At 64.8% G+C, this 16,068-nt stretch carries 15 protein-coding genes; 5 read left to right on the plus strand and 10 right to left on the minus strand.

Annotated elements, in window-relative coordinates:
- Nucleotides 1–15: 15 nt before the first annotated feature.
- Nucleotides 16–321, minus strand: a complete 306-nt coding sequence (locus IC614_RS09515) for an RNA-binding S4 domain-containing protein (protein ID WP_226372628.1) — start codon at nt 319–321, stop codon at nt 16–18.
- Complete coding sequence (locus IC614_RS09520; protein ID WP_200971091.1) at nt 314–2,830, minus strand: helicase-related protein; 2,517 nt, start codon at nt 2,828–2,830, stop codon at nt 314–316. Before IC614_RS09520 ends, IC614_RS09515 begins: the two co-directional genes overlap by 8 nt.
- A 211-nt stretch (nt 2,831–3,041) precedes the next feature.
- Between IC614_RS09520 and IC614_RS09525 the strand changes: the two genes are divergently transcribed.
- Complete coding sequence (locus IC614_RS09525) at nt 3,042–4,544, plus strand: M23 family metallopeptidase (protein WP_200971092.1); 1,503 nt, start codon at nt 3,042–3,044, stop codon at nt 4,542–4,544.
- A 99-nt stretch (nt 4,545–4,643) separates the two neighbouring features.
- Here IC614_RS09525 and IC614_RS09530 read toward each other — a convergent pair whose 3' ends face one another.
- From IC614_RS09530 to IC614_RS09550, 5 genes are all read right to left on the minus strand, one after another.
- Nucleotides 4,644–6,311: an ATP-binding protein gene (locus IC614_RS09530; RefSeq protein ID WP_200973184.1), complete on the minus strand. Its 1,668-nt coding sequence runs from the start codon at nt 6,309–6,311 to the stop codon at nt 4,644–4,646.
- Nucleotides 6,312–6,411: 100 nt separating this feature from the next.
- Nucleotides 6,412–7,125: a TIGR02186 family protein gene (locus IC614_RS09535; RefSeq protein ID WP_200971093.1), complete on the minus strand. Its 714-nt coding sequence runs from the start codon at nt 7,123–7,125 to the stop codon at nt 6,412–6,414.
- A 44-nt stretch (nt 7,126–7,169) separates the two neighbouring features.
- A complete protein-coding gene (locus tag IC614_RS09540; protein WP_200971094.1) occupies nt 7,170–8,081 on the minus strand; it encodes a sulfite exporter TauE/SafE family protein in 912 nt (303 codons plus the stop codon).
- Between the two features lie 64 nt (nt 8,082–8,145).
- The gene (locus tag IC614_RS09545; protein ID WP_200971095.1) at nt 8,146–8,733 is read right to left on the minus strand and encodes a hypothetical protein; all 588 of its coding nucleotides are present in this window, start codon (nt 8,731–8,733) and stop codon (nt 8,146–8,148) included.
- Nucleotides 8,734–9,140: 407 nt separating this feature from the next.
- Nucleotides 9,141–10,484: a glycosyl transferase family protein gene (locus IC614_RS09550; protein WP_200971096.1), complete on the minus strand. Its 1,344-nt coding sequence runs from the start codon at nt 10,482–10,484 to the stop codon at nt 9,141–9,143.
- Nucleotides 10,485–10,711: 227 nt separating this feature from the next.
- On the opposite strand from IC614_RS09550, the gene IC614_RS12285 reads away from it, so the two are divergent.
- A complete protein-coding gene (locus IC614_RS12285) occupies nt 10,712–10,948 on the plus strand; it encodes a hypothetical protein (RefSeq protein ID WP_207791108.1) in 237 nt (78 codons plus the stop codon).
- A gap of 112 nt (nt 10,949–11,060) precedes the next feature.
- Here the strand turns inward: IC614_RS12285 and IC614_RS09560 are convergent, their stop codons facing one another.
- Nucleotides 11,061–11,537, minus strand: a complete 477-nt coding sequence (locus IC614_RS09560; RefSeq protein ID WP_226372629.1) for a winged helix-turn-helix transcriptional regulator — start codon at nt 11,535–11,537, stop codon at nt 11,061–11,063.
- Nucleotides 11,538–11,643: 106 nt separating this feature from the next.
- Here IC614_RS09560 and IC614_RS09565 point away from each other — a divergent pair, with 106 nt between their 5' ends.
- The 3 genes from IC614_RS09565 to IC614_RS09575 are packed head-to-tail and all read left to right on the plus strand — an operon-like array spanning nt 11,644 to nt 14,859.
- Entirely contained in the window at nt 11,644–11,928 is a 285-nt protein-coding gene (locus IC614_RS09565) for a CC_3452 family protein (protein ID WP_200971098.1), read from the plus strand.
- 46 nt (nt 11,929–11,974) lie between these two features.
- On the plus strand, nt 11,975–14,062 hold the full coding sequence (locus tag IC614_RS09570; RefSeq protein WP_200971099.1) for a RelA/SpoT family protein: 2,088 nt from the start codon (nt 11,975–11,977) through the stop codon (nt 14,060–14,062).
- On the plus strand, nt 14,062–14,859 hold the full coding sequence (locus IC614_RS09575; protein ID WP_200971100.1) for a tryptophan 2,3-dioxygenase: 798 nt from the start codon (nt 14,062–14,064) through the stop codon (nt 14,857–14,859). The genes IC614_RS09570 and IC614_RS09575 overlap by 1 nt, the downstream gene beginning before the upstream one ends.
- Before the next feature lie 28 nt (nt 14,860–14,887).
- Here IC614_RS09575 and IC614_RS09580 read toward each other — a convergent pair whose 3' ends face one another.
- Together IC614_RS09580 and IC614_RS09585 are read right to left on the minus strand one after the other, a co-directional pair.
- Nucleotides 14,888–15,340, minus strand: coding sequence for a hypothetical protein (locus tag IC614_RS09580; protein ID WP_200971101.1), 453 nt, complete (start codon nt 15,338–15,340; stop codon nt 14,888–14,890).
- A gap of 57 nt (nt 15,341–15,397) precedes the next feature.
- Nucleotides 15,398–16,057 (minus strand): MBL fold metallo-hydrolase, encoded by a 660-nt coding sequence (locus tag IC614_RS09585; RefSeq protein WP_200971102.1) that lies wholly within the window; start codon nt 16,055–16,057, stop codon nt 15,398–15,400.
- Nucleotides 16,058–16,068: the final 11 nt, after the last annotated feature.

A 16,068-nucleotide genomic window follows, 5' to 3' on the forward strand; every position in this document is an offset into this window, starting at 1 on the left:
CTAAGCCGCCCTGCTCTAATCGGGGCCGACTCCTTCCGTCAACGGCCCTCTTTCCGCCCCGCCGCCAATCTCCGCATAAAGCAGCCGCGCTTCGGCCGGCGGCCCGCGCCGCGCGGGCAGCGCTTCGATCCGGATGACGCGCACCGTGTCGCGCTGAGCGAAGGCGAGCACATCGCCGACGCGCACTCGGGCGTGGGCGCGATCGATCACCCGGCCGCCCAGGCGGATCCGCCCGTCTTCCGCCATCGTCTGGGCGAGCGCGCGTGTTTTCACGATGCGGGCGAACCAGAGGAATTTGTCGAGCCGCAAGCTGTCAGCCACGGCGCAGATTCGCCAACGCAGCAAAGGGACTGGCGGAATCGAGGGTTTTTTCGAATTCTTTCTCGCGCATCCGTCCGCGCCAAATCCATCCCACCGCGCTTGCCGCCGGGCGAAAGCCGATATCGCGCATCAGCTTCGCCACCGTCTGCGGCTGGAGGCCGAGCGAGGTTGCGAGAGCATCGTTGACGACATCGGCCTGCTTTCCGGCCCGCGCCTCATGGGCATGCGCGGCCAGCCGCTCGACCATGTCCACCCGCACCATCTGCGGTCCCAAGGCCCGGAAACCAAGGCGGGCGATGCGGGTGCGCTCCGGCTCCTTGGGTGCGGGCAGCACGGCGGCGGCTTCCGGCGGCAAAAGGGGCATCGCCGTGCCCTCTGCGGCTGCGCGCAATGCCGTGCGCCATCGCTTTGCCTCCGGCCTCAGCATGTCGGGGATGAACAGATCGAGCGATCCGATGCGGATGCGGAGGGCGCCAATGGCGCGCCGCTCCTCCTTGGTCAGCCGCGCGAGGGGACCGGCGACGGCATCGCGCGCGATGACGCCGCCTTTGTCGACCAGCATGGCGAGCACGGCGCGCAGCGCGGGCGAAGCGGCGCCGTCGCGCCCCGCCATGCCGGCCCGGCGGAGATGGCCGAGATGCCGCTCCACCCCCGCCGCAATCCAGGCCTTCAATCGCTCGACGACGGCCTCCCGGCCCTTTTGCGAGACGCGTTCCAGCCGCCGGTCGAGAAGGATGTTCGGCGACAGAAGATTTTTCCCCGGCGCGAGCCGCGCCACTTCGTGGCCGCGCCACAACAGGGCGACGGAGGCCCCCGCGTCGGTACGCAGGGCGAAATGCGGGTCCGTGTCGGCAACAAGCGCCGTGGCACGCTTCTCATATTCGCCGCCCAGCCGCCGCTCGGCAGTGGCGAGCAGCATCTTGCGGTCGCCCGCCCGCGCGGCGGGATCGACTTCGAAAGCGAAGCCCTGCATCCGGCCGATGGGGTGGCTGCCGACGCTCACTTCGCCTTCGGCATCGATCGTGACGGGGAATTCGCCGACGCCCTTGGCGCCGAGATCGCGCATTAGCACCGCCGTGCGCCGGTCGACGAAGCGCTGGGTGAGACGTTCGTGGAGCGCATCGGACAATCGCTCCTCCACATCGCGGGCGCGCGCCGCCATCTCTTCGGGATGAAGCAGCCAATCGGCGCGATGGGCGATATAGGCCCAGGTGCGCACGCCCGCGATCCGGTCGGCGAGCGTGTCGATATCGCCCTGAACATTGTCGAGCTGCGCAATCTGTGCCGCATACCAGGGCTGCGGGATGCGGCCATTGCCTTCGGTGAGGTGCAGATAGAGCCGGGCGACGAGGCGGGCATGATGCTCGGCACCGGTCTTGCGAAAATCGGGAAGGCCGCATGCCGCCCACAGCCGCCGCACGCGTTCGGGCGTGTCGGCGCGGGCGCGCACCTCGGCATCCTCGGCGAGCCGCCTCAGCACGGCGAGGTCGACCGCTTCGGGCGCGGGGCGGAGGACGGTTTCTGAGGGCCGCCTTTCGAGATCGCGGATCAGCGCGCCGATCGACCGGGTGTCCGGATCGCCTTCTCGCCAGAACAGGGTGTCGAGATCCGGAAAGCGGTGATCCTCAATCGCGGCGATCTCTTCGGGCGTGAATTCGGGGCTCGCCTCGCCTTCGAAAGTGAGGGTGCCGAACGTGCCGTCGCGTTGGTGCCGTCCCGCACGTCCAGCAATTTGCGCCATTTCCCCGACCGCCAGGCGTCGCCGCCGCCTGCCGTCAAATTTGGAGAGGCCGGCAAAGGCGACATGGGCGACATCCATGTTGAGACCCATGCCGATGGCATCGGTCGCAACCAGATAATCGACTTCGCCCGCCTGATACATGGCGACCTGCGCGTTGCGGGTGCGGGGCGAGAGTGCGCCCATCACCACCGCGGCGCCGCCCCGCATGCGGCGCAGCATCTCCGCGACGGCATAGACCTGCTCGCCCGAAAAGGCGACGATGGCCGAACGCGGTGGCAGGCGGGACAATTTGCAGGCGCCTGCGAAGCTCAACGTCGAAAAACGCGGCCGGGTGACGATCTCGGCGTCCGGCACGAGAGCACGGATCATCGGGCGAAGGGTTTCGGAGCCGAGGATCATCGTCTCCTCCCGCCCTCGGGCATGAAGCAGGCGATCGGTAAAGACGTGGCCCCGCTCTGGATCGGCGCCAAGCTGAGCCTCGTCCAGCGCGACGAAGGCGAAGTCCCGATCCATCGGCATCGATTCGGCGGTGCACAGAAACCAGCGCGCATCTTTCGGCAGGATCTTTTCCTCACCGGTGATGAGGGCGACCTGCCCCTCCCCCTTCAGCTTGACGACGCGGTCATAGACCTCGCGGGCCAAGAGGCGCAGCGGAAAGCCGATCATGCCACTCGAATGGGCGCACATCCGTTCGATGGCGAGGTGGGTCTTGCCGGTGTTGGTCGGGCCGAGGACGGCGACCACCGCCGCCCGGTCGTGGGTGTTCATCGGGATTAGATCGGGGTTCTCGCGCGAAAGCGCAATGTTTTAAGCCGGTTCCCACCCACGCAAACGGCTCACCGCCGCTCATGCCCGGCCCGCCGCAGCCTGATCGTCAAAGGCGGGGCTTTAATTTGACTTTAACCCTGTTTCTCCACACCCCTCCCGACCTGGCCGCATCGGCGTGCCGGGGGCGAAACCATCGTGGGGGCATGCTGCCTTGTATCGTTTCAACGATTTCGGCCAGATTTCGGGCGGCGGCACCGCGGTGCTGCGTGCCGCCCCGCCGGTCCGCCAGCCTGCCCTTGCGCGCGGTTTTGCCGATAGGCTGAACGACATCCGCGCCGGCGAGATGGACCTCGTCGTCGATCTGGGCGCCGATATCGGATCGAAGGACTGGCTGCGCGGCGCCGCGACCTGTTTCGGTCTGTGTCTTGCCGCATGGTCCTTCGCGCCCAGTTTCGAAGCCGGGACGGCCGCCGTTCCGGCGCCGCTCGACGACCGCCAATGGGAAGAGGCGCGCGCGCTTTCCTTCGCACCGCTCGCTTATGGCGGCGACACCGGGCGCCGCATGGCCGCCACCGGCGCCGTCGAGGCGCTCGCCGAAACGCCGGAACGGCCGCGCATCGATCTGATCGCCACGATGGGCCAGGGCGATACGCTGGCTGATGTGCTGCGCCGGTCCGGCGTGGCCAAGGCCGAAGCGGATCGTGTCGCGGCGTTGATCGGCGGCGTGATGCCGATCAACGACCTCAAGGCGGGGACCGCGCTCAACGTCACGCTTGGCCGCCGCGCCAGCCGCAACATGCCGCGTCCATTGGACGCGCTCGATTTTCGCGCCCGCTTCGATCTGAAGCTCGCCGTGAACCGGGTGAACGGGGCGCTCGCGCTCCAGCGCACCGACATTTCCGTCGACGACACGCCGCTTCGCATTCAGGGCATCGTCGGCTCCAGTCTCTATCGTTCCGCGCGCGCCTCCGGCGTTCCGGCCCAGGCCATCCAATCCTTCCTGCGCGCGATCGGCACGCATGCCGATGTCGGCAGCCTCGGCGCCGGCGACCGGTTCGACATCATCGTCGAGCATCGCCGCGCCGAAACCGGCGAGACGGAAACGGGGCAGCTGCTTTATGCCGGCCTCGATCGCGCCAATGGCAAGGATTTGCAGCTGATGCAGTGGACGCAAGGCGGCAAGGCGCAATGGTTCGAAGCATCGGGCGTCGGCAAGACCAGCGGCATGCTGCAACGGCCGGTGCCGGGCGCGGTCTCGTCCAATTTCGGCACCCGCCGCCATCCGATCCTCGGCTATACCCGCATGCACAAGGGGCTCGATTTCCGGGCTGGCCACGGCACGCCGATCCTCGCCGCCGCCGACGGCCGGGTCACCCGGTCCGGCTGGGCTGGCGGCTATGGGCGGCAGGTGCGGATCGACCATGGCGGCGGCCTCGCCACGTCCTACTCGCACATGAGCCGGATCGCCGCGAATCCCGGTGCGCATGTTCGCAAAGGCCAAGTGATCGGCTATGTCGGCTCGACCGGCCTGTCGACCGGCCCGCACCTCCATTACGAAATGTACCGGAACGGCCAGGCGGTGAACCCCGCGTCGGTCAAGTTCACCAGCCAGGCGCAATTGAGCGGGGCGGAGCTGGCTAGCTTTCGGGCGAAGCTGCGCGGACTGCTGAATGTACCCGCCGGCGCGGCGCAGATCGCCCGCAAGGCGCCCTGACCCTCCGTCCTTCCGGCAAAGGCCGGAATCTCAGATCGGAGAAGACATCTTTTCGACATGAGGCCCCGGCTTTCGCCGGGGTGACGACGGGGCTGGAAATTACCGCCCCTGATTGCGCCAGCGTTTGACGATGCGGCCGATGATGGCTTCCTCTTCGCCGGTCTGCTTCCACAATTCTGAAAAGAGCGGATCGGCCGAGGCGGGACGGCGATAGGGTTCGAGATCGTCGAAGGCGACGCGGATCGGGATCGCCACGCCTTCCCCGCAGACGATGCATTCGCGGTTGCGGAGCGCCGGAATGGCGTCGAGGAACCCGCGCGCGCCTTCGGGCATGGCGGACTTCACATAGGCCTGGTCGCGATCGTTGTTGAGCCGCATCGAGATGATCGTGCCGCATTGCGACAGCACCCCTTCGGCAAGGTCTGACGGCCGCTGCGTGATGAGGCCCAAGGACACGCCATATTTGCGGCCCTCCTTGGCGATCCGTTCCAGGATCTTGCGCACCGCCTGCCCGCCCGACGTCTTGTCGGCGGGAATGTAGCGGTGGGCCTCCTCGCAGACGAGAAGGACCGGACGCTGCGGTTCGTTGCGCGACCAGATGGCATAATCGAAGACGAGCCGGGCCAGCACCGCGACCACCACCGAGGTGATGTCGGACGGGACGCCCGACACGTCCACGATGGAGATCGGCTTGCCGCTCGCGGGCAGGCGGAAGATCTTGCCGATGAACGTATTCATGCTGTCGGCGACCAGCATGCCGGAGAACATGAACCCGTAGCGCGGATCCTGCTTCAGTTCGTCGATCTTGGTCTTGAGGCGCATGAACGGCGCGGTGTCCGTCGCCTTGTTGAGCAGCCCCATTTCGTTGCTGATCGCATTCGTCAGGTCGGACAGCAGGTAGGGGACCGGCGAATCCACTGTCAATTTGGTGATCCCTTCCGCCGCGCGGTTCTTGGCGCGGGCGGCGAGCAGGCATTTGGCGAGGATGTCGCGATCCTGCTGCAGATCGGCGCCGGACGAGGTGATGAACACCTCGCAATGCTCCTCGAAATTCATCAGCCAATAGGGCATGGCGAGATTGTCGACGTTGAACAATTCGCCGTTCGACTTGAACGCCGCCGAATATTCGCCGTGCGGATCGATCATCACGATATGGCCGTCCGGCGCCTGATCGCAGATGCGATGGAGGATGAGGGCGGCGGAGGTCGACTTGCCGGTGCCGGTCGAGCCCAGCAGCGCGAAATGCTTGCCGAGCAGGGAATCGGTGTAAAGCGCGCCGCGCACATCCTTGGTCGGATAGACGGTGCCGATTTCGATATGGGCGCGGTCTTCGGCGGCGAACATCTGCTTCAAGTCCGCGCCGGTCACCGGAAAGATCTTGTCGCCCGGGATCGGATAGCTGGTGATGCCGCGCCGGAAATGGACGAGGCGGCCAGTCTGCTCATCCTCGTCGCCTTCGCCCAGGAAGTCGATTTCGGCGGTCACCATGCCGCCATCCTCCATCCGCAAATTGCGGACGTTGGCGAGCAGCCATTTACCCCCGGATTGCAGCTTGATCTGGCTGCCGACCTGCCCCGACAAGGCGACGCTGGGATCGGGATCGCTCTGCAGCGCCTTCAGCCGCGCGCCTTCCATGCGGATGCGCGCGCCGCCCCCGCTAATCTCCACGATCTCGCCGATCGGATCGTGCAGCGCGGCGGCGGGCGCCGCGCCGCGGATCGGCGCCAGCACGGGGCCGAGATCGTCGGAATGCTGCGGAGAGGGCATTTGGGAAAGGTCGTTCATGGCAGATCCTGAATGGTGTCGGGCTGATGGTTAACGCGGAAGCGTAAATAAGCTCTTTCCAGCGCGCGGCTCCGGTAAGCGCTTATTTTTTGCGGAAGGCGGCGCTCGCCGCCCAGCCCAGCCCGAGCGACAGCAGCACCGACACGATGCCGTAGGCCAGCGACCAATCGTCCGCGAAATCGGCGACGGCGCGTTCGAAGCCCAATTTCTCGATGCGGATTTCCCGCGCCGCGCCGGCGACGACGCGGCCGTCGCGGATCAGGAAGGTTTCCGCGACATAGGTGCCGACCGGCACCCGCGCCGGGATGGAGATGCGGGCGCGGTAGAGCACATTCTCGCTAATCTCCACGCCGCGCGGATTTTCCGAATAAAGCTGTCCCCGCTCCTGCAGATCGAGCAATCCCGCTTCGAACCGGCGGCGCTGCTCCGGAGTCGTGCCGGATGCGGGCGAGAGCTGGAGATTTTGAAGGCCAAGTTCGTAAATCGCCGCGGTGCGTTCGTCGACGAGGGCGGACAAGGGCTTTGAGGAGGCGACGGCGTAGAAAGCGGGGGCGGACCGGAAGCGCTCGCTTTCGACATTCATCCAGATGCCGAGCACCTTCTGCTTTTCGCGCACGACGATGGGCTGGGTCGGCCCCTTCACGACGACCGCGATGTCGGTGCCACCGTCCGGCGCGCGGCCGCCGGGGTAAATGATGGCGCCGAACAGCAGCAGCTCGGCGCCGGTGAAGGAATAGCGGATTTCGATATCGCGCTGCGACACGTCCGGCACCAGCCGCGGCTTGGCTTGGGCCATCAGCAGGGGTGCCAGGAGGAGCGCGAGGGGGGCAAGCCGGCGCTTCACAGCAGCTGCACCGTGTAGATTTCCGATGGCCGCCAGCCGAGGCCGAGCGCCATGCGGAAGGCGACGGCGAGGCAGATAAGCGCAAGCGCCATGCGCAAAAATTCGGGCCGCGCCTTCTGCGCCATCCTCGCTCCGAATTGGGCGCCCACCACGCTGCCGAGCAGGAGGAGGGTCGCCAGGACGATATCGACCGATTTGGTGGTGGTCGCGTGGATGAGCGTCGTCGCTCCCGTCACGAACAATATCTGGAGCAGGGAGGTGCCGACCACGACCTGCGCCGACATGCCGAGCAGGTAGATCATCGCGGGGACCACGACGAACCCCCCGCCGACGCCGAGCAGCACGGTAAGCATGCCCGACACGAAGCCGAGCGCGAGCGGTGCGAGCGGAGAGATGTAGAGGCCCGAACGGTAGAAGCGCCAGCGCATCGGCAGCCCGGCGATCAATGGGTTGTGCCGCCGGAGCGGCTTCGCTCCGCCCTTTCGCTCGATCAGGCCGAGCGCGCCCGCCGCTTCGCGCGCCATCAGGAAACCGATGCTGCCCAGCAGCAGGACGTAAAGGATGGCGATGACGGTATCGATCTGCCCGCTCCCTTGCAGGAGGCGGAACAGGAAGCCGCCCGCCGTCGCGCCGATCACGCCGCCCGCGATAATGACGCCGCCCATTTGATAATCGACGCCCTTGCGCCGCCGGTGGGCAAGGACGCCGGACACGCTGGTGCCGGTGATCTGCGTCGTCGACGAGGCGACCGCGACCGCGGGGGGGATGCCGTAAAAAATCAGGATCGGCGTCGTCAGGAACCCGCCGCCCACGCCGATCAGACCGGTCAGGAACCCCACCGCCCCGCCAAGGCCGATGATCACCAGCGCATTGACCGAAAGACCGGCGATGGGAAGGTAGATATCCATGCTGACGGGGACGCTAGCGGCTAATCACGTGCCGTGAAAGGGCGGCGGGCATCCTATTTCAGCATCAGAAGCCTACCGCCAAGGAGAGGACTGGGCCGGAGTCTGGCGCCGCATTGCCCGCGATCCTTTGCCGCCAGTCGAGCGCGATCGTAACCGGCGCATCGGCGGGGCGGAGGGCGATGGTGGGGCCGATGTCGACGCGCGCCGCCCCCGGCTGGGCGGCGGCCCAGGCACCGGCACCCACCTTGACCGGAAGTGCATCGTCCAACTGGAACCGGACGGCCGCAATGCCATCGGCGAACATATCCCGGTTTCTCGCGCCGACGATCCCCGCCTGTCCATACAGATCGATCGCCGCCCGCCCCACCGCCGTGCTGATGCCGCCATAGGCCGTCAGCGAGAATGCGGAGCGTCCATCGGGTCCAAAGGCCTGGCGCCTTTCGACCAGAAGGCCGGCCGGGATCGTTCCGACGGGGCGCCAGTCCAGACCCGCCGCCACATCGCCCGCTTTCAATCGATCGGCGGGCGCGTAGAAACGCAGACTGGCCGAGAGCGTGCCGGAGCGGGCCAGCCGGTACCGGATCCGGCCGCCAATCTGGCTTCCGCCCAAGGCCGGGCTCGGGAAGGCCGAAACCCCGGCATCGCGCGCCAAGACCCAAAAATCGGCGGACCACCGTTTGATGGCGGTCCCGCCGGCCTTTGCCGGGACCGGCGAGGCCAACCAGCCTGCGCCAGGCGCAGCGGGCGTCGGCGGGAGGGAGTCGCGCGTTTTCCCAGGCGAGCCCGTTGATATCGAATGCTGCGGGGAGGCGTTTTCCAGGAGTTCTAACATGGGTGAGGGAGACCAGGCGGCGGATGTTCGGGGATTGATTGCACCCGCGCGCAGAACCTGCCTGGCGGGCTGAGCGACCGCTGCGATTTGAACGGATTTTTTGCCGGCCTTGTCTGGTGGAGCCGGAAGCGGATGGGGGGATGAAAAAGGAAGCAGGATGAGGCTCGCGCGTACCGCGCCCCATCCGCCGATCAGCACGACCAGGAAACGGAAGGCGGGCGGCAGCCTCACCGGCCGGACAATTCGGCCGGGAAGATGTGGGAGGTCTTGTGCCAGCGCGTCACGCCGCTCCGCAGCATGTGAACATAGAGCCGAGTGGCGTGTAGCGCGGCGTGTATGAGGATCAATGTGCTGACCAGCATGCGCGGCACGGCGCGCAATCCTTCGCGCCAGCCGTAGACGGACGCCGTGAAACAGAAGCGAAGCGTGAGGCGCCAGGCGAACAGGAGGGCATTCGCCCATGCCAGGCCGGCCAGGACCGGCAGGTCGAGAGGACTTTCCTCCGCCCGCCCAAAGGCTTGCAGCAGGAGCCAGGCAGCTGCGACGCCATAGCCGGTCAGGGTGACGAGTGCGACCAGGAGCGGCTGGCGGTCGCGCAAGCGCATCCATCGCTCGCCCACGCCGCCACGCCAGCCGAGGCGGTCCCACCCGGCGAGCGCGATACCGGCGATCCACCGGCTTTTCTGGGCGATGGCGGCGCGCCAATGAGCCGGAAAATGTTCGCCGGTCGCGACCAGCCTTCCCTCCGCATCGCGGCAGCGGAGAAAAAGAGCTCGCCCGGGGCGCCCGATCTTGAGGCCGAGTTCATAATCCTCGGTGAGACTTTCCGCATCGAACGGCCCCGGCGCGCCCGGACCCGCCAGGGCCGCGAGGCAGTCCCGCGCAAAGGCACAGCCGACGCCTGCCGAGGGCAAGGCCGCGCCGACATGCTGCCGGACTGCCTGATCCTTCAAGTGCGATTCGGCAAATTCATCGGCATAGTGGCCCGCGATCCAGCGCGACCGCGAATCGATCAACGGGACGACAGGCAGCTGGATCATGTCGTAACGGCCGATCAGTGCCCCGAACCAGGCGAAAGAATCGGGATGCACCACGTCTTCCGCGTCGTGCAGAACGACCGCCGCGAAGGGATAGCCCTGCCGCGCCTCATCCTCCCTCATCGCCCGCCAGATCGTGTTGAGGCAATCGGCCTTGGTCGTGCCGCCAGGGCGGGGGCCGACGACCAGCCGGACCCGGGGGTCGTCCACCGCCTCTACCGCGCCGATCGTTTCCGGATCGTTGGGATAGCAGCCCACATAAAGACGGTAATTTTCATAATGCAGTCGGGACAGAGTCGTCGTCAGCATCGCCCCGATGACGTCCGATTCGCGCCACGCGGGTATGAAAACGGCGAGCCGTGGCTGTGATGGTATGGCCGGGAACCTGCCGATCTTATCGGAGCCCCGATTTTCGAAACCTGTTTTTTTCCAAAATCTGGCGAGGCACGTCTTAAACCATATCAGGTCGACAAGAAGCTCGTTGAGACCGAGCATCAAGAAACCGCTGCCGGCAAAGAGAGCCAGTTCCCGCATCACAATCAAAGGGGCTGTTTCGCTTCCATGCACGCGCGAATATTTCCCTTTGCCCGGATGATGGATCCAAAGCCGGCTTCATTTGTTCAGTGGCGTCGGCGAAGGCGTTTTATCGCATTTTAATATTTGCCTGCAACAATCGCCAAGTTGCGCCGGCACAAAAACAGCTTTATGGCGTTCATTTCTCCCGCGACGCGAACGTGTGGAGAACGCAAGGAGGAACTAACATGCTTAAGAAACTGATCGCGGGAGCAGCGGCCGTTGCCCTGACCGCGACCCCGGTGATGGCTTCGGCCAGCCCGGCTTCCGCTCTTTCGCTGCGCTCGGGTATCGAGATGCAGGACGAAAACGGCCTTGGCGGCGGTTTTGGGCTCGTCGCGCTTGTGGGCGTCGCTCTTGCAGCGCTCCTCGTTGTCGCAGTCACCGACGATGACGATGATGAAGAGCTGCCGGCTTCTGCCTAAGCTCTGATGCTATACGGCCGCCGCGGTCCATCGGCCGCGGCGGTTTGCATTCTAGAAGCGTTCTTGGTTCACAAGGGCGCTTTTTCTTTGTCTCAATGAGGCGCTGCAGGGTTCAGGACGGCGGCATTTGCTTTTTGTCGACCCACATGAGTTCTTGCAGCGAAAGGGCGCGGCCATCGTCGGCGCGCACCGCCATGGGCGCGATCGGGCGCTGATTGGCCTTATCGACCAGTACGGGGTTGCTGGGCACGCCGGATACCCAGCGCTCGCCCCATTGCCGGAGGGCGATGAGGACGGGCAACAGTTCACGCCCCTTGTCGGTTAACGTATAGGTGACCTTGCGGCGGTCGGCGGGATCCGGCTCGCGCTGCAATATGCCGTGATCGACCAAGCGTCCCAGGCGATTGGACAGGATGTTCCGCGCAATGCCGAGCGTCGCCTGAAATTCCTCGAAATGATGCAGTCCGTTGAACACGCCGCGCAGAATCAGGAAGGACCAGCGCTCGCCGACGGCTTCGAGCGCGGCGGGAAGGGCGCATTCGACGAGGACCGCCTTTTGATAATCGCGTTCGATCACAACAGCATCCAATCCATTTTTTCTCGATGCCAAGATGGCACGTTCCAAGGGCAGTTTCCAGTTGCATTTAGAAACCTTCCGTTATAGGTTGCTCATCGCAACTTAAATGGGAGTTTTTATGCGCAGCTTCATCCTTTCCGTCGCTTTGGTCGCATCCGCCACACCGGCGGCGGCCCATTACGTCGCCGTTCCAGTGGCCAAGTCCGCCATGAAGGTGCCGCTCGGCGGTGTTATCTGGCAATGCGGCGACACTGGCTGCACGGCCGGGGCGACAACCAGCCGCCCCGAAACCGTCTGTGCTTCCTTCGCGCGCAAGATGGGCGCGGTAAGCGCCTTTGCCGCCGGGGGCCGCGATTTCGACGCCGCAGCGCTCGAAAAGTGCAACGCCCGGGCCAAATCCTGACATTTTCCAATTGCAACCCCGGTGGCCCGGACCCCATGTTGGTCCGGTGCTGAGGCAATATGAACTGCTCGACAAGATAAAGTCCTACGATCCGGACGCGGACGAGGCGCTGATCAACCGCGCCTACGTCTTTTCGATGAAGGCGCATGGCAGCCAGCTGCGCGCGTCCGGCGATCCTTATTTCAGCCATCCGATCGAGGTGGCGGGCATCTTGACCGACCTCCACCTCGACGACGAGACGATCGTCACCGCCATTCTTCACGACACGATCGAGGATACGGTCGCGACGCCGGAAGAGATCGAGAGGCTGTTCGGCAAGAATGTCGCCCGGCTGGTCGACGGCGTCACAAAACTCTCCAAGATCGAGGCGCAAAGCGAGAGCGAACGGGCCGCGGAGAATCTGCGCAAGTTCCTGCTCGCCATGTCCGGCGACATTCGCGTTCTCCTCGTGAAGCTTGCCGACCGGCTCCACAATATGCGCACCCTGCGCTTCATCGGGAACGAGGAGAAGCGCCGCCGCATCGCCAAGGAGACGATGGATATCTACGCCCCGCTCGCCGAGCGGATCGGCATGTACGAATTCATGAAGGAGATGCAGACCCTTGCCTTCCGCGAGCTCGAGCCGGACGCTTATGCGTCGATCGGCAAGCGGCTGGACCAGCTCAACCAAGGCGGGGGCGATGCCATCGAGCGGATCCAGGACGGCCTCACCGCCCATCTGGAAGCGCATGGCATAACGGCCGAAGTCCAGGGCCGGGAAAAGCATCCTTATTCCATCTGGCGGAAAATGGCGGAACGCCATGTCAGCTTCGAACAGCTGTCCGACATCATGGCGTTTCGCTGCATCGTGGACAATGTCGACGATTGCTATCGCACTTTGGGCCTGATCCATGGGCGTTGGCCGATGGTGCCCGGCCGGTTCAAGGATTATATTTCGACGCCGAAGCGGAACGGCTATCGCTCGCTCCACACCACGATCATCCACGATGAAAATATGCGGATCGAAATCCAGATCCGCACCCGCGAGATGCACGCACAGGCCGAATTCGGCCTCGCCGCCCATTGGGCCTATAAGGAAGGGAAGGCGGCGGCGACGGCCCAGCATCCCTGGATCACCGACCTCATCGAAATCTTGGAGCATGCGGCGAGCGCGGAGGAGCTGCTCGAACATACCCGCATGGCCATGTACCAGGATCGCATCTTCGCCTTCACGCCGAAGGGCGAGCTCATCCAGCTGCCCAAGGGCGCGACGCCGGTCGATTTCGCTTATGCCGTCCACACCGACCTTGGCGACCAGACGGTCGGCGCCAAGATCAATGGACGGGTGATGCCGCTCCGCACGCCGCTCGACAATGGCGATCAGGTCGAAATCCTCGTTTCCAAGGCGCAGCATCCGCAGCCTGGCTGGCTCGCCTTCGTGGTCACCGGCAAGGCGCGCGCCAAGGTTCGCCGCTTCGTGAAGTCCAAGGAGCGGGAAGAGACGGTGGCGCTCGGCCGCAAGATTTACGACGAAATCGTCGCGCGCCTGCCGATGCAGCTTGGCTGGGAGGCGTTGACCGAGGCGCTGAAGCGCCTGCACCTGCCGGACGACGAAGCGCTGATGGAGGGCATCGCGCTGAAGCGGATCAGCGATACGCAGGTCATGGAAGCGTTGATGCCAGGCTCCACCGGCAAGGATGGCGTCAAGCCGCCACCGCAGCGCCAGGCGATTTCGATCAAGGGCCTGACGCCGGGCGTCGCCTTCGACCTCGCATCATGCTGCCATCCCGTGCCCGGCGACCGCATCGTCGGCCTGCGGCGGGAGGGCGAGGGGATCGAGGTTCATACGATCGATTGCGAAAATCTCGCGACCGGCGTCGATGCGGATTGGGTGGACCTCGCCTGGGGCGACGAATCGGACGGCGGCACCGCGCGCCTGTCGGTCGTGCTCAAGAACGAGCCCGGCGCGCTTGCCGCGATCACCGGGATTTTCGGCGGCCATGGCGCCAATATCGTCAGCATGGACCTCACCAGCCGCGACGGCAGCTTCTATACCTTTCAAATGGACATCGAGGTGCACGATGTTCAGCATCTGATGCGTATCCTGGCCGCGCTGCGGGCCACCGATGTCGTTTCAACCGCCGAGAGATTGTGATGAGCGATCCGAATGGAATGACGTACGGCCAATATCTCGGCCTCGATCGATTGCTGACCGCGCAGCATCCCCTGTCGCAGCATCATGACGAATTGCTGTTCGTCATCATTCACCAGACCAAGGAATTGTGGCTGAAGCAAATCATCGCGGAATTGCATCTCGCGCTCGACATGATTCGCGCGGACGCCCTGGTTCCGGTTTACAAGAGCCTCAGCCGCATCTCGCGCATTCAATCGGTAATGACATTGAGCTGGGACGTGCTGGCGACGATGACGCCGTCCGATTATTCCAGCTTCCGCGATGTGCTCGGCACCAGCTCAGGCTTCCAGTCCGCCCAATTCCGGCAAGTCGAATATCTGCTCGGCTTCAAGGATGGCGGGCATCTTAAATATCAGGAAAAGGGTTCGCCGGAGCAAGAGGCGCTCCGCCAGGCGCTCGAAAGCCCGAGCCTCCGGGACGAGGCCAATCGCGCCCTCGCCCGCGCAGGTTTCGATCTGCCGGCGCATGTGACGGACCGCGACTGGGCGCAGCGCCATGTCCCCGACCCGGCGATCGAGGAGGCATGGCTGAGCGTCTATCGCGATCCCAGGCGCTGGTGGCCCCTTTATCAGCTCGCCGAAAAGCTGGTGGATCTCGACGATGCGATGGCGACCTGGCGGCACAAGCACGTCATCACTGTCGAACGCATCATCGGCTTCAAGCGGGGCACCGGCGGCACCGCAGGCGTCAAATATCTCCAGTCCACGCTCGAAAAGCGCGCCTTCCCGGAACTCTGGTCGCTGCGGACCAAATTATGAGGAAAGCGCCTTAAGCAATCTTCCGGATTTAAAGATCCGCTGCGGTCACCGGCCGCAACAGGATGCGGTGGTTCGACACGAAGGACACGTCCTTGCCGTCATTCGCGACCCCGGCATAATCGCCAACGCTCAGCTGATTGTCGCCGTCCATATCTTTCCACGCGAACAGGAACAGGCGGTCGCCATTCACCATCAGGTTGTAAATCGCCACGGTGCCGGCGGGCGTCACATCGTCCGCTTCATATTTGGTGGCGCAGCCGTCGAAAGGCGCGGCGCAGGCGATGATCTTTACGCCGCTTGATTCCTGTTTCTTGGTGAAAACGGCCGAACCGGAGATGATCCCTTCCGATTCATGCCTGTCGAGTATCTCTCCGGGAGGAGAATTGACGGCAATCGAAAGCATGGATGCATCGTCATTCTGGGCGTGCGCCGTCGCGGTCAGACCGGCGGCGGCCACGAGCAGCATCGTCTTGAAACGCATATCATTCCCCCTCGAAATTCCAGAGGCGGATATCAGTCATCCCGGCTTTCCGCCACCTTAACGGTTCAAGACCTGGTCCGCGACGAAAGGGTTGGTCTGGCGTTCATGGGCGAAAGTGCTCATCGGTCCATGGCCGGGCACGAATGCGGTGTCGCCACCGAGCGGCCAGAGCTTGGCCTGGATGGCGTCCAGCAGATCCTGATGATTGCCGCGCGGGAAGTCGGTGCGGCCGATCGACCCCTTGAACAGCACGTCGCCGACAATGGCGAGCCTTGAAGGCGCGTGGTGAAAGACGACATGGCCCGGCGTGTGGCCGGGGCAGTGATAGACGTCGAGCGTCAATGCGCCCACCGTCACCGTGTCGCCATCCACCAGCCAGCGGTCGGATTCGAACGGCACGCCGGGAACGCCGTAGCGCGCGCCATCTTCGGCCAGCCGGTCGATCCAGAATTTGTCGGCGAGGTGCGGCCCTTCGATCTTCACGCCCAATTCGCCAGCCAGCACCTTGGCCGATCCGCAATGATCGATATGGCCGTGGGTGACGAGCAGCTTTTCGATGGTGACGCCCTGGCTCTCGGCCGCCGCTTTCAGCCGGTCGAGATCGCCGCCGGGATCGGTGAAGGCGCCCTTCATCGTTTTCGTGCACCAGATGAGCGTGCAATTCTGCTGGAGCGGCGTCACCGGAATGATGGCGGCCTTCAAGGGGGCATCGGTCATGCCGGTCGAGA

This window comes from Sphingosinicella flava, from assembly GCF_016025255.1.
Lineage (GTDB): Bacteria > Pseudomonadota > Alphaproteobacteria > Sphingomonadales > Sphingomonadaceae > Allosphingosinicella > Allosphingosinicella flava.